The organism is Roseomonas sp. GC11 (assembly GCF_024437745.1).
Taxonomy (GTDB): domain Bacteria; phylum Pseudomonadota; class Alphaproteobacteria; order Acetobacterales; family Acetobacteraceae; genus Pseudoroseomonas.
This window is the reverse complement of the sequence record NZ_JANFNY010000060.1, coordinates 1-17,998: the sequence shown is the minus strand read 5'-3', so window position 1 is coordinate 17,998 and position 17,998 is coordinate 1. Positions and strand designations below refer to the sequence as shown.

At 74.3% G+C, this 17,998-nt stretch carries 20 protein-coding genes and 1 pseudogene; 2 read left to right on the top strand and 19 right to left on the bottom strand.

The features are described 5' to 3' along the window. Positions 1-39: 39 nt before the first annotated feature. Genes NON00_RS17375 through NON00_RS17345 form a run of 7 tightly spaced genes read right to left on the bottom strand, consistent with a single transcriptional unit; the run spans position 40 to position 6,115 of the window. The gene (locus NON00_RS17375) at positions 40-1,182 is read right to left on the bottom strand and encodes a class I SAM-dependent methyltransferase (RefSeq protein ID WP_256023577.1); all 1,143 of its coding nucleotides are present in this window, start codon (positions 1,180-1,182) and stop codon (positions 40-42) included. A gap of 8 nt (positions 1,183-1,190) precedes the next feature. Further along, positions 1,191-2,027: a phytanoyl-CoA dioxygenase family protein gene (locus tag NON00_RS17370; RefSeq protein ID WP_256023574.1), complete on the bottom strand. Its 837-nt coding sequence runs from the start codon at positions 2,025-2,027 to the stop codon at positions 1,191-1,193. A 56-nt stretch (positions 2,028-2,083) separates the two neighbouring features. Beyond that, positions 2,084-2,767: a bifunctional 2-polyprenyl-6-hydroxyphenol methylase/3-demethylubiquinol 3-O-methyltransferase UbiG gene (locus NON00_RS17365; protein WP_256023572.1), complete on the bottom strand. Its 684-nt coding sequence runs from the start codon at positions 2,765-2,767 to the stop codon at positions 2,084-2,086. 2 nt (positions 2,768-2,769) lie between these two features. After that, entirely contained in the window at positions 2,770-3,639 is an 870-nt protein-coding gene (locus NON00_RS17360; RefSeq protein ID WP_256023570.1) for a phytanoyl-CoA dioxygenase family protein, read from the bottom strand. 18 nt (positions 3,640-3,657) lie between these two features. Continuing rightward, a complete protein-coding gene (locus tag NON00_RS17355) occupies positions 3,658-4,563 on the bottom strand; it encodes a hypothetical protein (RefSeq protein ID WP_256023567.1) in 906 nt (301 codons plus the stop codon). 3 nt (positions 4,564-4,566) lie between these two features. Next, positions 4,567-5,229: an acetyltransferase gene (locus tag NON00_RS17350; RefSeq protein WP_256023565.1), complete on the bottom strand. Its 663-nt coding sequence runs from the start codon at positions 5,227-5,229 to the stop codon at positions 4,567-4,569. A 34-nt stretch (positions 5,230-5,263) separates the two neighbouring features. After that, complete coding sequence (locus NON00_RS17345) at positions 5,264-6,115, bottom strand: WbqC family protein (RefSeq protein WP_256023563.1); 852 nt, start codon at positions 6,113-6,115, stop codon at positions 5,264-5,266. 217 nt (positions 6,116-6,332) lie between these two features. Here NON00_RS17345 and rffA point away from each other — a divergent pair, with 217 nt between their 5' ends. Together rffA and NON00_RS17335 are read left to right on the top strand one after the other, a co-directional pair. Next, positions 6,333-7,529: a dTDP-4-amino-4,6-dideoxygalactose transaminase gene (gene rffA, locus NON00_RS17340; RefSeq protein ID WP_256023560.1), complete on the top strand. Its 1,197-nt coding sequence runs from the start codon at positions 6,333-6,335 to the stop codon at positions 7,527-7,529. Between the two features lies 1 nt (position 7,530). Then, on the top strand, positions 7,531-8,538 hold the full coding sequence (locus tag NON00_RS17335) for a bifunctional 2-polyprenyl-6-hydroxyphenol methylase/3-demethylubiquinol 3-O-methyltransferase UbiG (RefSeq protein ID WP_256023557.1): 1,008 nt from the start codon (positions 7,531-7,533) through the stop codon (positions 8,536-8,538). Here NON00_RS17335 and NON00_RS17330 read toward each other — a convergent pair. The 12 genes and pseudogenes from NON00_RS17330 to NON00_RS17275 all read right to left on the bottom strand — a co-directional run. Next, on the bottom strand, positions 8,504-10,468 hold the full coding sequence (locus tag NON00_RS17330; RefSeq protein WP_256023555.1) for a hypothetical protein: 1,965 nt from the start codon (positions 10,466-10,468) through the stop codon (positions 8,504-8,506). The genes NON00_RS17335 and NON00_RS17330 overlap by 35 nt on opposite strands. A 330-nt stretch (positions 10,469-10,798) precedes the next feature. Continuing rightward, complete coding sequence (locus tag NON00_RS17325; RefSeq protein WP_256023552.1) at positions 10,799-12,658, bottom strand: hypothetical protein; 1,860 nt, start codon at positions 12,656-12,658, stop codon at positions 10,799-10,801. A gap of 23 nt (positions 12,659-12,681) precedes the next feature. Next, entirely contained in the window at positions 12,682-13,011 is a 330-nt protein-coding gene (locus NON00_RS17320; RefSeq protein WP_256023550.1) for a gas vesicle protein K, read from the bottom strand. Then, on the bottom strand, positions 13,008-13,295 hold the full coding sequence (locus NON00_RS24795) for a gas vesicle protein (protein WP_305123418.1): 288 nt from the start codon (positions 13,293-13,295) through the stop codon (positions 13,008-13,010). The genes NON00_RS17320 and NON00_RS24795 overlap by 4 nt, the downstream gene beginning before the upstream one ends. Next, positions 13,292-14,191 carry a GvpL/GvpF family gas vesicle protein gene (locus NON00_RS17310; RefSeq protein ID WP_305123417.1) on the bottom strand — a complete coding sequence of 300 codons (900 nt, stop codon included), beginning with the start codon at positions 14,189-14,191 and terminating at the stop codon, positions 13,292-13,294. The genes NON00_RS24795 and NON00_RS17310 overlap by 4 nt, the downstream gene beginning before the upstream one ends. Beyond that, positions 14,188-15,264: a J domain-containing protein gene (locus NON00_RS17305; RefSeq protein ID WP_256023548.1), complete on the bottom strand. Its 1,077-nt coding sequence runs from the start codon at positions 15,262-15,264 to the stop codon at positions 14,188-14,190. Before NON00_RS17305 ends, NON00_RS17310 begins: the two co-directional genes overlap by 4 nt. Before the next feature lie 39 nt (positions 15,265-15,303). Further along, positions 15,304-15,558: a gas vesicle protein GvpG gene (locus NON00_RS17300; protein ID WP_256023545.1), complete on the bottom strand. Its 255-nt coding sequence runs from the start codon at positions 15,556-15,558 to the stop codon at positions 15,304-15,306. A gap of 5 nt (positions 15,559-15,563) precedes the next feature. Continuing rightward, positions 15,564-16,319, bottom strand: a complete 756-nt coding sequence (locus NON00_RS17295) for a GvpL/GvpF family gas vesicle protein (RefSeq protein ID WP_256023543.1) — start codon at positions 16,317-16,319, stop codon at positions 15,564-15,566. Beyond that, positions 16,316-16,774 (bottom strand): Hsp20/alpha crystallin family protein, encoded by a 459-nt coding sequence (locus NON00_RS17290; RefSeq protein WP_256023541.1) that lies wholly within the window; start codon positions 16,772-16,774, stop codon positions 16,316-16,318. The genes NON00_RS17295 and NON00_RS17290 overlap by 4 nt, the downstream gene beginning before the upstream one ends. A gap of 35 nt (positions 16,775-16,809) precedes the next feature. Next, entirely contained in the window at positions 16,810-17,124 is a 315-nt protein-coding gene (locus tag NON00_RS17285; RefSeq protein WP_256023538.1) for a gas vesicle protein, read from the bottom strand. A 34-nt stretch (positions 17,125-17,158) separates the two neighbouring features. Further along, entirely contained in the window at positions 17,159-17,419 is a 261-nt protein-coding gene (gvpO, locus tag NON00_RS17280) for a gas vesicle protein GvpO (RefSeq protein ID WP_256023536.1), read from the bottom strand. A gap of 11 nt (positions 17,420-17,430) precedes the next feature. Continuing rightward, positions 17,431-17,998 (bottom strand): annotated as a pseudogene (locus NON00_RS17275) (hypothetical protein); the annotation flags it as partial.

Below are 17,998 nucleotides of genomic sequence, written 5' to 3'. Positions count from 1 at the left end.
GCCCCAGGCCCTGGCCCGGCGGCCCCGACCGGCAGGTTGTTAACGGGCCACCAGATCATCCCAGCGCAGCACCGGCGCCGCGGAGCGCGCCAGCAGCCGGGGGGCAAGGCCCGCCTGCGCGGCCGGGGCGACCAGCATGAGCAGCGCCCCCGCCTCCTCCACAGCCACCAAGGGCTTGCCGAGGATGATCCCCCCCTGGCCGGAACAGGCCGCGGGATCGGCGGTCAGCCCATCGAGGCGCCGCCACAGCGGCCCGGCATAGGCCCGCAGCAATTGCGCCGTCTCGCCGAGGCCGAAGCCGAGCAGGCGCCCCTCCGGCGCCCGCGCCAGCAGCGCATGGCCCAGGCGGGCCCAGCGGGCCATGTAGCGCCGCCGCGCGGTGGCCCCATGCGCGCCGGGCGGCAGGGCGGCACGGCGCACGGGTCCGGCGCGCAGCAGCAGGGCTTGGGTCCCGCCGGGCTGTGGCTCGGCCCGGCAGACCCGCCACCCGGCACGGCCCGCCAGCCAGCCCAAGGCCCGCGGCAGGAAGGAGAAACGGTGGTCAAGGACCAGAAGCTCAACCCAGGGCAGGCTGCCATCGGGGCAGAGCAGCAGGGCATGGCCGCCCGGCGCCACGCAGCGGCGCAGCAGGCGGAGGAAGCCCAGCGGATCGGCCGTGTGCTCGATGACATTCACCGACACCACCAGCGCCGCGCGCTGGCCGGGGCGGGCCGTGGCCTGCACCGCGAGGCCCCCTCGCCGGGCGGCCGCGGCCGCCTGCGGCGCGGGTTCCACCCCGGCCAGGCGGGCCGCCGGCCACAGCGCGCCCAGCGCCCGCAGCAAGGTACCATTGCCACAGCCGATATCGAGCACCGAGGCCGGGGCCGCCGCATCAGGCCAGAGGGCAGCGATCCGCCGCGCAAGACCTTCCTGGCGCGCGACCTCATACGGGGTCGGCGCCTGACGGTTGAGTTCATAGCCCGCCCCGAACAAACGGCGCGGCAGCCGCCTCGCCACGCGCGGCGAGAGGCCGGCGCAGCCACAGCGGCGGCAGTGCCAGCGGGCTGTGGGCAGGCCGATCATGCGCCCATCGCTGACCATGCCGCGCAGGCCGGGGGCTGGCAGAGGCAGCAGGCCGCGCGCGCCGCAAACCGGGCAGGCGGCGGCCGCGCGGCCCCGGCGCTGCGGCGTGGGGGCAGGCAAGGCCCCGCTCAACTCTGCCCCCCGAGATAGAGGCGCTGCTCCTGCGGCCGGTAGAACTCATCCATCCGCGCCGGCACCCGCGCGTTGAAGCCGAGCCAGCTGCGCAGCGAGGGGCTGAGCGCCGCCGCCGCCTCTTCCGTGAAGAAGCGCGGGAAATCGAAGCGCGGCTTCATGAAGGGCCGCACGGCATAGAGCGTCAGCCCGCAGCGCCGTTCAGCGGTGGTGTTGAAGCCGGCGCGGTGCCAGGCGCGCGGGTTGAAGAACAGCGCCGCGCCGCGCGGCCGCGCCACCGAGACGGCATGGCGCGCGAAGAGCGCCTCCTCCGGCGGTTCCAGCTGCTCCTGCGAGCCGGGCAGGTATTGCGTGGCGCCGTTCTCCTCGGTGAAGGGGTCCAGCGCCAGCGTCATGAGCAGCGCGCTGGCATAGCCGGGGATGACCCGCCCGGCATCGACATGGATGCGCGAGGCCCCCGGCCGCGCCCCCGGATCCAGCACCGTCGAGCCGTAATTGTAGACGATGCAATGCGGGTCGAAGACCTGGCGGAACACCGCCCGGATCACCGGCGTCTCCAGCAGCTCCAGGAAGGCGCCGCCATGCAGGACGAGGTTGTCCACCCGTGCCGGGTCCTTGCCGGGCAGGTGGCCGAACCATTCCTGGTCCTGCCGCAGGGCCTCCAGCAATTCCGCGCGCAGCCGGGTGAGCAGCGGCTCCGGCACCGCATCCTCGACGATCGAGAAGCCCAGGCTCTCGATCTCATAGCGCACGCGGCGCAGCAGGGCGGTGGGCACGCCCTCGGCCGTGCTGTCCTGGGGGCGGTCTCCGCCGGGTTGGGTCATGGCATTCATGGAGGGATGTCCTGCGATGATGCGGCGGCGCGGCGCGCCGGGGCCTTGGCGAAGGGCTAGCGGAACAGGCTGAGGGTGAAGTCGAACAGCCCGTAGCCCTGGTCGAGCACGAAGCGGTGCGACAGGCGCGCCGCCAGCCGGTCCACCAGCGCGCCCGGCGCGGCATGGTGCAGGCCGGGGCGCGGCTGGTCGGCATGGCCGCTGAGCATGTTGAAGGCGATGCCCCGGCGCGCCCGCCGCCACATCGCGTCCAGCGTGGCCTCGACATGCGCCGCCCATTCGGCCGCGCCGATGCCGGCCTGGACGTTGAAGATGCCGCTGGCGACGACGAAATCATGCGTCTCGCCGGGTGGCAGCGCCTCCAGCGCGAGGCAGCGGAAGGTTGCGTCCGGCTGCTCCGGGTGGCGGGCGCGCGCCGCCGCCACCATGGCCGGGACGAGGTCGATCCCCGCATAGGCGGCGCAGCCCGCGCGCTCCCGCGCCAGCAGCCGCAGCAGGGCGCCGGTGCCACAGCCGACATCGAGCAGGCTGGCCCCGCGCAGGTCGAGATGGCCGACCAGGCGCGACAGCCGCAGGTCCTGCGCCGTCTCGTCGCGCCAGTCCACGCCCTGGGGCGTGTCGCCGGCGCGGGCGAAGCGGTCCTGGTAGTAGAGCCGGGTGGCCTCCAGCGGCGAGGCCAGCGGAGACGGGAGCGGGCCCGCCTCGGCCAGGGGGAGAGGGAGAGGAAGAGTCTGGGCCATGGTCATTCCCGCGCCTGGAGGCGGGCCAGCTGGGCCTGCCGCCACGCATCGACCCCGGGGGCCCTGGCATAGTCGGCGCCGAGGAAACGGCGCAGCCGGGGCTCCAGCGCCTCCTCCGTGTGCAGCTGGATCTGCTGCGCCAGGATGGGCACGCCGAACAGCGTGTTGACCGCGCGCCGCGGCACCGCGCCCAGATTGACGCCCCCCCGGTGCAGCACCATTGCGTCAAAGACGACGATGCTGCCCGCCGGGGCCACGGCCTGATACTGCCAGCGCTCGATGAAGGCGCGGCTGGGCGGCTCCGCCACATGCTGCGAGCCGGGCAGGAACAGGGTGCCGCCGCTCTCGGCCGAGAAATCATCCAGCACCAGCAGCGAGCCGAGCGCCAGCGGGCGGCTGCACACCCATTCCTGATAGGGCAGGTCGCGGTGCCAGGAATGCTGCCGGTGCCCCTGCCGGGCCGGCGGCATGACGATGCCGTTCTGCTGCAGCACGATGGCGGCGGGGCCGAGCACGCCCTCCACCATGCGCTGCAGGTGCGGCAGGCGCAGGATCTCCAGGAAGATGGGGGCCTCGCACAGCAGGGCGCGCGCCGTCATCGCATCGCCCATGCGGGCCAGGGCGGCGGCATCGCCAAAGCGGGCCGCCTGCTGTTCGACCAGCCCATCCAGCGCCGCGCGCATCGCCGCCAGCGTCTCCCCCGGCAGGGCCGGCGGCAGGATGGTGAAGCCGTTGCGGGCGAGTTCCTCGAAGGCCAGCGCCTCGGCGGGGTCGGGGATCTCCGGGCGGGGCCGGTGGTCCAGCCCGTAGCTGAAGGGATTTTTGACAGTGGGCTCCATGGCGGAGGGCATGGGGGGCTGCATGGCGGGCATGGCGTGTTCCTGCACGGGTCAGGGTTCCTCCACCGCCAGGCCGATGCCGGCGCGGCCATGGCCGGCGCCGTTGTAGAGCAGCCAGCGCCGCCCCCCCTGGTGGAAGACCGATGGATAGGTGGTGGCGCCCTCTTCCCAGGGCGCGCGGGGCGGCAGGCCGCCCCCCGGGACGCGCTGCCAGCGCAGGCCATCCCCGGAGACGGCCTCGGCGATGCGGTAAGGCCCATGGCCGCGCGCGGCGAAGAGCATGCGGTAGCCGCCCCCCGGCCGCGCCTCGACGCAGGGCCGCACGACGGCGATCTCCTCGCCCTCCGGCGCCAGCACCGGCTCGCGCTGGCGCTCCCAGTGCAGGCCATCGGCCGACCAGGCGGTGCGCAGCGCGTGGCTCATATCGGCGGTGGCCGCCCCCCAGGCGAGATGCGTGCCATACCACATGCGCCAGCCCGCGCCCTCGGGCAGCACCCAGGGATAGGAGAGGCTGAAGACATCCACCCTGTCGCGGTCCATCAGCGGGCCCTCCGAGAAGCGGGTGAAGCGGCCCTGCCGCGCATCCCCCAGGGCGAGGCCGATGGCGTTGCGCCAGGGCACGCTGCCGCCGATGTTCCAGCCCATGTAGTAGAGCCGGTCCCCCTCCCCGTCCGGGCCGGGCAGGATGCAGCCGAGGCCGAGGCCCGCATCGTCGAAGGTGCCAAGCCCCCCCGGGGCGAGCACCGGCGCGGCGGCCTCCTCCTCGATGCGCGGCGGATCGCCCAGGCGCAGCACCAGCGTGCCGATGCTGCTGCGGTTCCGCGCGTCGCGCCCGCTGAAATAGACGCGCACCAGATCGCCCCCCAGCGGGACCCCCACGGGCAGGGCGGCGTGGCTCACCAGCAGGGGGTGAGGACCGGTGGGCTGATAGATCAGGCCAAGGCGGTGCCAGGCCATGGCTCAGATCCGCCGCAGCTGGTCACTGGTGATTTTCGCGATCTCGGTGGGCGGGGTGATCAGCACCGAGCGGTCCGGCAGGCTCTTCATCACCACGGCGCCGGCGCCCAGCACGCAATCGGCGCCGATCGTCACATGGTCGCGGATGGTGACGTTGACGCCGACGAAGCAGCGCGGCCCGATGGTGACGCCGCCCGAGACCACGACATGCGAGGCGATGAAACAATCCTCGCCGATCCGCGCATGGTGGCCGATATGGTTGCCGCTCCACAGCGTGACATTGCGGCCGATCGTGGCGAAGGGCTGGATCGTGTTGTCCTCGAGGATGAACTGGTTCTCGCCCGGGGTGAAGGTTTTGAAGCGGCTGGCGCGCGCGCTCACATAGCTGGCGAGGCGGTAGCCGCGCGCGGCGGCCGCCTCCACCTTGGCCCGGCGCAGCGTGTTGAGCCTGCTGAAGCCGATGGCCACGAAGAGATCGACTGCCTCGGGCGGAAAATGCTCTTCCAGGGTCTCGAAGGCCAGCATGGGCCGGCCCAGCACCTCGGGCCCCGGCAGGAAGGCGGCATCGACGGTGAAGGCCACCACCTCGCGCCGTTCCTCCTCACGGAAATAGTAGTCGGCCAGTTCGGCGATCTCGCCATGGCCGAAGATCACGAGAGGCTTCATTCTGAAGGCTCCTGGGTACGGGGGGCGGGCCGCGTCAGGCGGCGGCGCGGAGGGGCGCGAGCAGGCCGGGCGCCGCCGGCCCCGTGTTCAGCAGCAGGTCGACGATGGAGAGCTGGGGCGCGAAGGGCCCCCAGGGCTGCGGGTATTCGGGCAGGCCGCCGTAATCCATCCACTCCACGGCGATGCCGGCGGCGGCGAAGCGGGCCTCGTCCAGATAGGCGCGCGCCGCCGGGCCGCTGAGGTAGCGCCGCGCGCCCTGTTCCTGGCAGAGGCGGATCAGCCGCCCTGTCGGATCGGCGGCATCGAGGGCCGCGCGCGGCAGGAGATCGGTATCGCGCAGCAGCGGCGTGGCGATGCCGAGCCGCCCCAGCAGGGCGCGCAGCAGCGCCGCGTTCATGGCGCTGAGCCCGCCCTGCCCCGCCGCCGCCCGCAACTGCGCCGCGATCCAGGGCAGTTCCGCGCGGGCATGCGGGGCGCGGGCGTAATTGGCCTCCAGGCTGGCCATGTGCTGGCCGATCCAGTCCGTGCCATCGAGTTCGATGGCGTCGATCGGCGCGTGGTAGAGGCCCTTGCTGCGCACCGGCACGGTGATCCAGGCGAGGCCGCGCGGCGTCTTGATGCGGTTGCGGTTGCGCCAGTCGCGCCGGGTGAATTGCACGCTGTCGAGCAGGATGCAGGCCTCGGCACGGGCCAGCATGGCGAAATAGCCGCGCCAGGGCAGGTAGCAGGATTGCACGACCACGACGCGCCCCGCTGGCCGGCCTTCCGGCGGCCGCTCCGGCCTGTCCTGCGCGGGCCGTTCCGCTGGCAGTTCCGGCCCTCTCTCAGGCGTCCCCGCCAGACAGGCCACGGGCCGCGCGGCTTCTCCTGCCTGTGATGTGCTCATTCCTGGCATGCTCCGCCATCCTGGCGTCCTGTGCGGGCATCATGCGGCCTTCCGCTTAGGGTTCAGATAACGCTCCCGGCTTCCAGGCCGCTCCGGCTGGGAAATTTGCGAAATTTCCTGATTCTCCGGCAGGGCGGGTTTGATTTTAGCGAAAATCCATCCTTTGAACTCTAACCCTGGCTGCCAGAGCTCCGCATTCCAGGATGGAAGCCCAACGATGCTGCCGGTTGCCTCGCCCACTCCCTTCATGCCGGCCATCCTGCCGGGACAGGCGCCGATCCCGTTCTATCTCGCCGATATCAGCCAGGCGGAGATGCTGGCGGTGCAGGCCGTGCTGGCCGGCAACCGCCATGCCGGCGGCGGACAGCAGACCGAGCGCTGCCACGCCCTGCTCGCCGCCACCCTGCCGGGCAGCACGCCGCTGCTGACGCAATCCTGCACCGCCGCGCTGGAAATGGCCGCCCTGCTGCTGGATCTGCGGCCGGGGGATGAGGTCATCATGCCCTCCTGGACCTTCTGCTCCACCGCCAATGCCGTGCTGCTGCGCGGCGCGGTGCCGGTCTTCGCCGATATCTGCCCGCGCACGCTGAACCTCGACCCCGCCGCCGCCGCCGCCGCCATCACGTCGCGCAGCCGCGCCGTGCTGTGCGTCCACTATGCCGGCGTGGGCTGCGCGATGGAGGAACTGGCCGCGCTCTGCGCCGCGCATGGGCTGGCCCTGGTGGAGGATGCCGCGCAGGCCGTGGGCGCCACCTGGCGCGGCCGGGCGCTGGGCGGCTTCGGCGTGCTCGGCACCTTCAGCTTCCACGCCTCGAAGAACATCAGCGCGGGCGAGGGCGGCGCGCTGCTCATCAACGACCCCGCCCTGCGCGCGCGGGCCGAGATGATGTGGGAGAAAGGCACGGACCGGGTGCGCTTCTCCCGCGGCGAGGTGGCGCGCTACACATGGCAGGAGATCGGCTCCTCCTTCCTGCCCTCGGAGATCACGGCGGCGCTGCTGGCCGCGCAGCTCACGCGCTGCGGCGAGATCACGGCGCGGCGCCTGGCGCTGTGGGAGCGCTACCACGCCCTGCTCACCCCCCTGGCCGCGCGCTTCGAGCTGCGCCTGCCCGAGATCCCCGCCGAGGCCGGGCACAACGCCCATATCTACCACCTGCGCCTGCCGGATGCCGGGCGGCGGGACCGGGCGCTGGCCCTGCTTGCGGCGGAGGGGATCGGCGCCACCTCGCATTACGAACCGCTGCACCTCTCCCCGGCCGGGCGGCGCATGGCCCGCGCCCGTGCCCCGCTGCCGGTGACGGAGGATTGCGGCGCCACCCTGCTGCGCCTGCCGCTGCACAATGAGCTGAGCCCGGCCGACCAGGAACGGGTGGTCCAGCGCCTCATCGCCGCACTCAGCGGGCGCTGGCACTGAGATGGCGCAATTCCTGACGGCGGAAAGCTTCGACGCCGCCCTGATCCCCGGCTTCCGCATCCAGGTGCGCGCCCTCTACCACGACCTCTCCGCCGCCGAGCAGGAGCGCGCCGCGCAGCTGCGCGCCGAGGCTCGCTTCCATCAGCGGGACTGCCCGCTCTGCGGCACCGCCGCGCGCAGCGCCACGGCCCTGCCCCGCTTCGCCGGCGCCTGCCTGACCCTGCTGCGCTGCGCGGCGTGCCACATGGTCTACAGCGCCGAAGTGCTCGACGCGGAGACCGACCGCAGGCGCTATGCCGAAGCCGGGCGGGACAGCATCCCGCGCGCCTTCGCCTCGCTGAAGCAGCATCACGCCTATGCGGCGCTTGAGGTCAGCAAACAGGCCTATGTGGTCCAGCGCATCGCGGCGCAGGGCCTGCGTCAGGGGCGGATGCTGGATATCGGCTGCGCCAATGGCAGCGCGCTCGATGCCTTCGCCGCCGCAGGCTGGCAGGTCGCGGGCGTCGAGCCAACCGCCGAGTTCGCCGCCGCCAGCAGAACGCGCCACAGCGACGTTCAGCACGGCTATTTTCCCGAGGCCGCCCCGGAAGGGCCGTTTGATCTCATCACCCTGTTCGATCTGCTCGAGCATATCGAACAGCCCCTCGGATTTCTGGAAGCCATTCGCGCACGGCTCCGGCCGGGCGGCATCCTGGCCGTGCAGGTGCCCAATCTCGATAGCCCGCTGGTGCAGGTGCAGGGGGCGGCCTCCACCGTCGTCACCTTCGGCCACTGGAACTATTTCGACCCGGCCTCGCTGCGCGCCTGCCTCGAACGGGCCGGCTTCGTCACGCTCGGGATCGAAAGCTACATCTCCGAGCTGGACCGGCTGATGGCCTATCCGGAAACGGAACTGCGCGCCGTCCTCGGGCCCTGGGCCCCGGCCGATCTCGCCACGCTGCGCCCGGCCGATCTGTTCGCCCGCCTGCTGGGCTTCAAGCTGTTCGGGCTGTTCCGGCGGCCCGGCTGAGCGCCTCCTCCAGCGCGGCCTCGAAGGCGCGCGCGGGGGTGGCATGGTCGGCCAGGTAGCGGGCCACATAGGCCTGCTGCGCCTGCCCCACCTCGGCGCGCAGCGCATCCTCCCGCGCCAGCCGGCAGGCCCAGGCGACATAAGCCGCCACGTCATCCAGCGCAGGGGCCGCATCCAGGCCAGAGGGCGTGGTGAGCAGCGCATCGCGCTGCGCGCGCTCCGCCGCCGGCAGGGTGGCATCACGCCGGGCGCGGTGCAGATGGTTGTCCAGCAGCCCGCTCATCGGCGCATCCACCGGGTAGGTCAGGAAGACCGAGGGCACAGCCTGTGCCGCGCATTGCATGCTCACCAGGCCACCCGCCATCGGGAAGCTTTCCAGGTGCAGATCCAGCGCCGCCGCCCAGCGCGCCGTGTCCACCCAGCCGATGAAATGCGCCCGCCCCTCCAGCCCGGCCTCGGCCAGCCGCTCCAGCAGCCCGGCGGCGGGCGCTTGGCCCGTATACACCCAATGCGCGCCCGGCACGGCGCGCAGGATGGCAATCACCGCCTGCTGGAAAGCAGGCTCGGCCATCTTCTCCTCACGCGCCAGGGTGCCGAGCAGCAGACCCCCCCCAAAGGGCGCGCGGAGCGCGGCACGCGCCGCCGGATCCGGCGGGGCCAGTTCCACCTCCATGCAGCCGGGCAGGTTGAGCCAGGCATGCCCCTCGCGATCCAGCCGGAGGGGCTGTGCCGGGAAAGTCCCGAGGCGCAGATCCGCATCCGGCGCGGCGGGGGGATGGAACTTGACCGACCACCAGACCTGCACCGGCGCCAGGCGGCGGCCGAAGGCATAGGCCAGCCCGAAGGGCACGCAGAGCCAGACCAGCGCCGCCGGCGCGCTCTGGAAGAGGCGCCGCGCCATCACCTCCAGCAGATCCGCCATCACGACATCGGCCGGCAGCTCATGCGCCAGCGCCACAACCCCCATGGCCCGCAGCCGGGCAAAGAGTTCCTGATCCCGGCCGTGCATGACATGCACCTCATAGTCGAAGCGGCGGCCGGGCAAGGCCATGCAGGCTTCCAGCATGGTCAGCATCACCGCCACATGCGCCAGGTGGGTGGCCGTATTGACCAGCAGCGCGATGCGCGGACGGCCCTCCGGGCCAGGGCGGGGGATGGCCACGGCCCGGGCATTGCGCCGGCCCAGCGCCGCCAGGGCCGGCGCCCAGCGGCCGATCCAGCGGGCGTAATGCGCGTGGCTTTCCTCCCGTTTCACCCAATAGACGCAGAGCCAGATCTCCACTTGCAGGGCGAGGGCCCGCTGATCCGCCGCCGCCGCCGCCAGCAGCGCCGGCAGCGCCACCCCCTCGACCATGGCCTGGGCATAGGCCATCGGCCGCTGCTCCATCAGGCCAAGCAGCAGCAGGAAGCGGAGCCATTTCGGAATATCCTCTGACAACAGCCGGAGCGTGGGAGGCTGCAGGCTCTCCAGGAAGGCGGCGTTTTCCTCCGCCCCCAGCAGCCCGGCCTGCCACAGGCGCCGATGCAGGTCCTGGCAGCGGCTCACGGGCAAGGGTGCCTCCACAGCCAGCGACAGCCCCCAGGACAGGGCCTCGGCGCGCCCCACCTCCAGCGCGCGGGCCGCGATGGCCGCCAGCCAGGGCGCGGGGTCTCCCGCCGCCACGGCGGCCGGCGCCCGTTGCGCCAGGAAGGCCGCGACCTGCCGCCACCCCGCATGCGCCACACGCAGATCCAGCGCCTCCACCAGCCGCGCCAGCCGCGTGAGGGTTTCCACCTCCAGGACAGGGCGGCCGGTGGCGAAGACGGCGGCCACCATCCTCTCGCCCAGCAGGGCGGGGTCGAGGGGCGCGCCGGGATTCTCGAGCGCGCCGGAGAGGTCAGCCAGGAGGGCGTCCCAGGATGTCTTTTCCAGGTTCAGAGAAACACTCACGGGATACCTCCTGAGCAACGCCCGGGCTTCCGCCGGGGCGGGCACCTCATCCTGGGCAGGCTGGGCGGCGGCTTTCCCGCACGCCTTCTCAGGGGCAGCCCGAACAGGCCCGGCGCCTGCGGGATCGAGAGGGCTTTGGCCCCCTCGAACGCCCCTTTTATTCCTTGGGCAAGGGGCGGGGGGGGCAGGGGGCAGGATTGCCTTCCCCCGCCATCCGTGGCCGCCGACACAAGGGTTTCCAGAGGCCTCAGGCCTTTGGTGGCCGCAAGGCACTGCCTGGCAGGTTTGAGAGGGGCAAGGCCCCTCTCAGGAGCCGGCGGAGAGCCGCCCTCAGGCCACATCCGTCGCCGCATTGTCCCCGGCCAGCGCCAGGGCGGTGGCCGCCGAGTTCAGCCGGCGGATGCTGTCCTCCACCGCGCGCAGCAGTTCCGGCGTGCGGCTGGCGAGGGAGGAGGGCAGCCCCGTCCCGGCCAGCATGGATTGCCGCGCCAGGGCCTCGGCCTCGGCCAGGAGCTGGGTGGCATTGGCCTCGACGCCGCCGAGATGCTCCAGCGTGGCGCGCGCCGTGGGCGGCAGCGGGGTGTCGCGCAGTTCCGCCAGCACCTGCCCGGCGGTGGAGGGCAGCGGCGCGGGGCGGCTGGCCATCACCTCGACGGCGGCGGTCAGCGCCTCGCCCAGCTGGTGCTGCGTGCTTTCCAGCGCGTGGCCCAGGCGGGCGGCGGATTCGATCTGCTTTTCCAGCGCCTGCACGAGGTCGCGCAGCGGCGCGGCCTCGGCCTGCGGGTCGCGGTTGCCGGCGATGCTGATGAGCGCCTGCAGCCGCACCGCGTAGGTCTCCAGCTCGGAGGTATTGGCGGCGAAGCGGTCGGTGGTCTCGGTCAGGTAGCGGGCGGCATCGCCCATCGTCGCCTCGTTGCGCAGCATGCGGTCCACATAGGCCGAGAGGCTGCGCAGCTGCTCGCCCAGCTGGATGGCGGCGGCGGCATCGGTCTGGCTGTTGATCTCGGCCAGGCGGCGGCTGGCCTCGGCCAGGGTAGCGTCGCCGCGGGCCGAGATCTGGGCCAGCCTCTCCGCCTGCTGCTGCGTGGTGGCGAGGTGCCCGCTCATCTCCTGCGCGGCGCTGGAGAGCTGGGCGGCGCTGTCCGGCAGGTGGCCGAGGGCCTGGGCGGCGGCCTCCATGCGGCCATAGGCGAGGCCCACCTGCTCCACCCCCGTGGCGAGGTAGGAGGCGGCGGCGGGCAGGGCGTCCAGCGCGCGGTCGAAGGCGGCCATGCGCCCGGCCGAGTTTTCCATCTGCGCGGCGGCGGCGGCGATCTGCCCGGTGGTGTCGGGCAGGGTGGAGAGGGCGGCGCTGGCCGCGTCCATGCGCTGCGCGGTGCGGGCGATGCGCTCCGCCCCGTCCACCAGATGGGCAGCGGCGGCGGGCATGGCCTGAAGGGCATCGTGCAGGGCGGTCATCTGCTGCGTCGCCTGCTGCACCTGGGCGGCATTCTCGCCGAGGTGGCGGGCGGTGCCCTCCATCTGCGCCAGGGTGGCGGGGGAGAGCACCTGCTCCATCCGCTCCAGCACGGCTTCCAGCCGGCGGGGCAGGCCGTCATTCGCGGCCTGGGCCTGCCCGGCGCGCTCCGTCATGGCGGCGATCTGGGTGATGGCGGCGCCGAGGCCGGCCTCGGCGGAGGCCACGGTCTGGCGCAGCTCGGTCAGCAGGGGCTGCACATCCTCGCTGGTGCCGGCCGGGTTGGCGCGGTCCAGCGTGACCTTCAGCTGCTTCTCCGCCGCGCGGGCGAGGCCGGAGAGCTGCGCCCCGGTGGCCACGGCGCGGCCGACGGCGGCGGTGGCCTCGTGCATCTGGCTGCGCTGTTCCTCCAGGAGCTGGCGCAGCCCGCCCACCAGGTCATGCGGGATGGCCATGGGCGCCTGCGGCGCGGCCTCGGCCGCGCTGGCGGCCAGCAGGTCCTGCAGGGTCTGCACGCTGCCGACCAGCGCCAGCGCCCCGGCGCCGATGGCGCAGAGCAGTGCCGCGGGCCCGGTCCAGATCGCCTCCGGTGGCAGCAGCCCGGTCAGCGGCAGCAGCGCCAGGAGTGGCGCGGCCAGCAGCAGGCCCAGGGCCAGTTTCCACGGCCAGCCCAGCAGGGCCACCATTTCCCCCAGACGGGGCTCGTCCTGTGTCATCGCTTCCGCGCTTGTCATGCCGGCCTCCTGCCGGGTTAGGGTCACAGCAGCCGCCCGAGCGGCCCGAGATCGAGATTCAGGTCGTCCACGCCGAGGCCGAGGCGCGCGCACAGCGCCTCGATCGCCGCGCGGGCGGCCTGGAGGGTGAGGCCCAGGCGCTCGGCCTCGGCCTCGGTCAGGGTCCCGGCTTCCAGCCGGCGGAGGGATTGCGCCTCCATCAGCCGGCGGAGGAATTCCACCAGCGTCAGCACCAGCCGGCCGAGATCCTGTTCCAGCCGGCCGGGATCCAGCTCCAGCCGGAGCGGGCCGGGCGGGGTCTGATCCAACAGGGTCTGGCCGGGGGAAGAGGGCAGAGGCAGGGCGCCGCTCATGCGACACGCTCCGCAAGGGGGTGGGCCGCGAGGGGGCGGGCCGCCTCCACCGAGGCGAGCAGGGCGCGCAGGTTGAGCTGCACGAGGTCCACCCCGGCCACCGAGAGCACCAGCTGCCCATCGAGCATCACGCCCCGGGCCAGCAGCCGGTCCAGCACATCCACCAGCGCCTCCCCCTGGGGGAGGAGGCTGGGGGCCTGGCCCGGGGTGAGGGCGGCGGAGAGGGCCGGGGGATGGGCCGGGGGGCGGGCCTGAGGGCGGGCCGGGTTCCTGCTGGCGGTCATGCCGGCGTTCCCGCCTGGAGGCCGGGCTGGAGGCCCGCCGGGCTTCCCGCCGGCTGGCCGGCCAGGGCGGAGATGGCCAGGTCGGAGATGGCCGCCGGCGGCATGCGGGTGGCGGACCAGGGCGCCGGGCTCTCCAGCGTCTCGGCCAGCACGGCGCGGGCGAAACCATAGGCGGGCCAGGGGCCGGAGAGTTCGAGCGCCACGCCACTGCCCTCATGCACCGCCGCCCAGGCCTCAAGGGCCGGGCGCAGCGCGGCGATCTCGGCCTCCCCGGCGAGCAGGGTCAGGCGGCCGGGGCGCGGCTCGGGCTGCGCCGGCAGGCCGATGCTGGCGGCGACCACGGCCAGCTCCTCCCGCAGATTGGCGAGGCGGGCGGCACGGGCGGCGGGCAGGGCCTGCTCCAGCCGGCGGCCGAGCAGGAAGCCGGTGCCCGGCCCGGCGGCGGCGCATTGCGCGGCCAGGGCGGCGAGCCCCGGCTCGGTGCGGCAGAGATGCGCGGCATGGGCCGCCGCGTCCTCACGCAGGATCAGGCTCCATTCGGCGCGCTGGCCGAGCCGCGCCAGCGCCTCGGCCAGGGATTCCTCACGCGCGGCGGCCCAGTCCAGCAGCGGGGCGAGGCCGCTGAACAGCGCGCCGAAGGCGAAGGGCAGGCAGGGGCCGGCGGCGGCCACCACGGTGTGGTGCGCCTGCACCCGCGCGGCCACCCAATCCGGGTCGGCGGTGCGGCTGCCGGGGCTGTCATGCTCGAAGAGGGCGCGCGGCACGGGGCTGGCCAGCAGCGCGACCGGCCCGGCCGGCAGGGCGGCCAGCGGCGCCTCCGGCAGGATGGCCAGACGGTGCGGCGCCTCCTGCCCGGCGGCCACCACGGCATAGGCATACCAGGCCTCGGTGTTCATGCCTGCGTCCTCCCTTCCTGGGTCGTCCCTTGGGCTGCCCCTGGGGCCGCCCCGCGCGCCGGGACGGCGGCGAGGCCGCTCGGCACCAGCCGCCGGCGCGCGCGCGGCAGCAGGGTGGCGAGGTCCGATTCCTGCGCCCCGGCGAAGAGCGGGGCGAGCAGCCTGTAGGCGCCCTGCATCTGCGCCATCTGGCCGCCATCGCCCACGCCGCCCGCATCGGGGTGGAGATCCGTGGCGCGGTCGCGCCAGCGGCGGCGCAGCGCCTCGGCATCCACCCGCTCCGGCAGGCCGAGCAGCGCCCAGGCGGCGCGCAGCGCCTGTTCCTCGGCCTCCGCCACCTCCCAGGCGTGGAAATTCACCGGCGGCATCGGGCCCTGCAGCTCCGCCACGGCGCCGCGGCTCAGCTCCTGCGGCAGGGCGTGCAGCACATCCTCGATCGCCGCCTCCCCGCCGCGCGGCACCAGCAGGAGGAAGCGCAGCTCGCCCTCCTGCCCCGCCGGCTCCCGCCGCAGGCTGCGCAGGGCGGGCTTCAGCGCCGCCTCGATGGCGGCGGCGCGGTAGGCGAGTTCCTCGGCCAGGGCGGCGGCCAGGGCGGCGGCCATGGCGCTGGCCTCGGCCTCCGGCGCGGCGCCGAGCGCCGCCAGCTCGGCCGCGATCATCTCCCGCCGCAGCGCCAGCAGCGCCTCGGCCGGCCAGCGCAGGGCCAGCTGCCATTGATGCGTCCCCGCATCCTCCTCCAGCGCCAGGCGCAGGCGCGGGGCGGCGGCGGCGAGCAGCGCCGGAAGCTCCGCCGCCGGGCAGAGCGCCGCCGCCGGCGAGGCCGGCAGGAAAGGCCCGGCCATGCAGGCCGCCTCCAGCCGCCGCTGCACCTGGTGCAGGGCGCGCAGCCGCGCCGCATCGGCCACCCTGCCGCTCTCGCCGCGCGGGCCGGAGGGCTCCAGCTGGGCGATGGCCACGCAATCGCCCTCGCGGTGCTGGGTCAGGGCGGGGCCGGCGACGCGCCCCACCGCCAGCCGCACCGCCTCCGCCGCCTCGGCCGGCGCGATGCCGAGCAGCCTCACCAATCCCGCCATGCCGATGCCTCCTGATATCCGGTCATGCCATCCCTCCCCTCAGCCCTGGCCCTGCTGGCCCTGGCGGGCGGCGCGGATGGCGCGCAGCTCGGCGAGCAGCGCGGCCTCCTCGGCCTCGAAGGTGGCGTCGTCGATCTCTCCGGCCTCCAGCCGGCGCTCCAGCGTGAGCAGCGCGGCCTCGATGCGCTTCGGGTCCAGCCGCTGTTCATCCGCCAGCTGCGCGACCTGGCGCGCGATCCACAGCAGCCCGCCAAGCGGGCCGGTGACGGGGAAGGCGAGGGCGCGGCCAATCATGCTGCTCACCCCCGCCCGAACAGGCCGGCCTGGAGGGAGACGAAATTGTAGGGCGGCACCGGCCCGACATAACGGAACTCGATGCGCTCCGCCTCGCGCCCGGCCAGGGCCGCCATGGCGGCGTCGAAAGCCTCCTCCCGGTCGCGGCGGACCAGGAAGGCGCGGTTCAGGATCATCCGCTCATCCAGCAGGGAGAGTTCCACCTCGCGCTCGGCCAGCGGGCTGAGCTGGGCGAGCAGCGCGGCGGCATCCGCCTCGCGCCGCGCCTGCAGGGCGGCCTCCACCTGGCGGCCGAGGGCGATGCGCTCGGCCTGGGTTTCCTCCGGCGGGCGGCCGCGCAGGCGGTCGCGCATGCGGCGCAGCCCGGCATCATCGGCCAGCAGCTGGGCGAAGGCGATGTCCGGCCGCCAGCTCGCCTTCACCCCGAGCTCGACGCGGCCGGCGATGGTGTCGAGCGCGGCGGAGAGGCTCGGGGCGTTGCGCGCGAGGCAATCGGCCAGGATGGGCGCGGCGGGGGCGACGGTGCCGAAGCGCACCGGCAGCAGCGGCGCGGCCTGCATGGCGCGCTCCAGCACGGCGGTATGCGCCAGCATGTTGCGCCGGGTGGCGTCCAGCTCGCCCTCCGGGGCGGGGCTGGTGAGCGCGGCGAGGCCGCCGCCCTGCACCCAGCCGAGGCTCGCCCCGGCGAGGCCGGCGCCCAGCGCCTCCCCCTCCGGCAGCGATCCGGCCGCCGCCAGTCCGTAGACGTAAAGGCCGTTCATGGCGTGTCCTCCTCGGGGCGGGTGCCGCGCGGGGCCAGCAGGGCTTCCAGCAGCCCATGCGCGCAGTGCCAGCGCAGGCTCTTCGGCTCGGCCTCGGCGGGCAGGGGGATGCGCGCGGCATAGGCGTGGCGCCCCGCCGCGCTGACCAGCAGCGCGCCCCTGGCCTGGGCCACCGCCACCTCCTCCGGCGCCACGCCGGGCAGCTCGACGCGCAGGCGCCAGCCCTCCGGCCCCGCCAGCATTTCGCAGCGCGGGCGGCGCGGCGTGGTGGCCCCGGCGGCGAGCGCCGCATCCACCTCCCCCATGCGGTCGAGCAGGTCGCGCATCGCCTGGCGCATGCCCTCCACCGCGGCGGCGGCGCCCGGCAGGCCGGGCTGGGGCGCGCGGGCGCGCTCGCTCATCCGGCGGGAGAGGCCGGGGGTGGCGCTGGCGGTGAAGATGCGGTGCGGGGCCATCGGGGTCCGGTTCCGTGGGTGGGTAGGGGGCGGGTTCAGGTGGCGGGGGGCGCGGCGATGGCCTGTTCCAGCCGCAGCAGGCGCTCGGCCAGGGCGGCATTCTCGGCGCGCAGGCGCTCGGCCTCCTGGGCGAGCGGCGTGCCCTGATAGGCGGGCTCGCCCTCCCACCAGCGGATGCCCATCTCCAGCGCCCGGTCCACCGAGGCGACGACGAGGCGCACACGCACGGTCAGCAGCTCCACCCCCACCAGGCTGATGGAGATGTCGCCGGCCACGACAATGCCCTTGTCGAGGATCCGTTCGAGGATATCGGCCAGGCTGCTGCCGCCGACGCTGTGTTGCAGGGACATTCTGTCTCCCGGGTTCGCGGTGTCGGTGTGGCGCTCAGCTTTCTTCGAGCAGCTGGCCGCGCTGGGTGCGGGCGGTGCGCTTCCAGCGGCGCAGCGTGCCCTCCTCGTCCAGCTCGATCTCGTAGCGCGCGATCAGGTCATGGGTGCGCGGGATGGCGCTGTGCTCCAGCATGTCGAGGCCGAGCGCCCAGCCGCCTTCCGGCGCGCGGTCGAAGCGCGAGACGGTGTCGGTGGGCAGGCCCAGCAGGGCCTCCAGCTGCTGCTTGGCGCGGGCCACGAGGGCGGCGGTGTCCATCGCGATCCTCCTCAGTATTCCAGGACGAGGCCACGCCGGCCGGCGGCAGGGCCAGCGGGCGGAACGGGGTGGGCACCCGGCGCCGCGGGGGCGAAGGGCACGGCCAGGGCCACGGTGTGCGGCGTGGCGGCCGGTGCCAGCAGCGGCGGCGCCTCGGGCGGCAGGGTGGCGGCGGATTCGGCGGGGGGCGGGGCGGCCCCGGCCTCCGCCGCCTCAACACCCGCTGCGGCGGCGCCCAGCGCGGCGACACCAGATGCCTCCATGGCAGACACCTCCACGGCCGGCGGCTCGGCGGGCGGATCGGTCGCCGGGGCGGGGGGTGGCAGGTGGCGGGCCAGGCTGGCCATGCGGGCCTCCAGCGCCAGCAGGGTGGCGCCGGCCTGGGCCTGCTGGCGCTCCAGCAAAGCAAGCTGGCGCAGCAGGCGGGCGCGGCGCTGGGCCAGCAGGGCGTATTCCGCCGCGGCGGCCTCCAGCCGCTGGCTGGCCTGCCCGGCCGGGGCGGGGCGCCCGCGCAGGGGGGCAGCGGAAAGGCGGCTGGCGGGGCGTGTCTGCATCGGCTTTTCCGTCGCGGCCAGGGGT

Coding starts and splice junctions, on each gene's coding strand:
- NON00_RS17365 (WP_256023572.1), bottom strand. CDS start 2,767: ATGGCCCAGACTCTTCCTCTCCCTCTCCCCCTGGCCGAGGCGGGCCCG.
- NON00_RS24795 (WP_305123418.1), bottom strand. CDS start 13,295: ATGACCGCCAGCAGGAACCCGGCCCGCCCTCAGGCCCGCCCCCCGGCC.
- NON00_RS17295 (WP_256023543.1), bottom strand. CDS start 16,319: ATGAACGGCCTTTACGTCTACGGACTGGCGGCGGCCGGATCGCTGCCG.
- NON00_RS17370 (WP_256023574.1), bottom strand. CDS start 2,027: ATGAATGCCATGACCCAACCCGGCGGAGACCGCCCCCAGGACAGCACG.
- NON00_RS17360 (WP_256023570.1), bottom strand. CDS start 3,639: ATGCCCGCCATGCAGCCCCCCATGCCCTCCGCCATGGAGCCCACTGTC.
- NON00_RS17355 (WP_256023567.1), bottom strand. CDS start 4,563: ATGGCCTGGCACCGCCTTGGCCTGATCTATCAGCCCACCGGTCCTCAC.
- NON00_RS17305 (WP_256023548.1), bottom strand. CDS start 15,264: ATGGCGGGATTGGTGAGGCTGCTCGGCATCGCGCCGGCCGAGGCGGCG.
- NON00_RS17325 (WP_256023552.1), bottom strand. CDS start 12,658: ATGACAAGCGCGGAAGCGATGACACAGGACGAGCCCCGTCTGGGGGAA.
- NON00_RS17300 (WP_256023545.1), bottom strand. CDS start 15,558: ATGATTGGCCGCGCCCTCGCCTTCCCCGTCACCGGCCCGCTTGGCGGG.
- NON00_RS17350 (WP_256023565.1), bottom strand. CDS start 5,229: ATGAAGCCTCTCGTGATCTTCGGCCATGGCGAGATCGCCGAACTGGCC.
- gvpO (WP_256023536.1), bottom strand. CDS start 17,419: ATGGACACCGCCGCCCTCGTGGCCCGCGCCAAGCAGCAGCTGGAGGCC.
- NON00_RS17320 (WP_256023550.1), bottom strand. CDS start 13,011: ATGAGCGGCGCCCTGCCTCTGCCCTCTTCCCCCGGCCAGACCCTGTTG.
- NON00_RS17345 (WP_256023563.1), bottom strand. CDS start 6,115: ATGAGCACATCACAGGCAGGAGAAGCCGCGCGGCCCGTGGCCTGTCTG.
- NON00_RS17335 (WP_256023557.1), top strand. CDS start 7,531: ATGGCGCAATTCCTGACGGCGGAAAGCTTCGACGCCGCCCTGATCCCC.
- NON00_RS17285 (WP_256023538.1), bottom strand. CDS start 17,124: ATGTCCCTGCAACACAGCGTCGGCGGCAGCAGCCTGGCCGATATCCTC.
- rffA (WP_256023560.1), top strand. CDS start 6,333: ATGCTGCCGGTTGCCTCGCCCACTCCCTTCATGCCGGCCATCCTGCCG.
- NON00_RS17290 (WP_256023541.1), bottom strand. CDS start 16,774: ATGGCCCCGCACCGCATCTTCACCGCCAGCGCCACCCCCGGCCTCTCC.
- NON00_RS17310 (WP_305123417.1), bottom strand. CDS start 14,191: ATGAACACCGAGGCCTGGTATGCCTATGCCGTGGTGGCCGCCGGGCAG.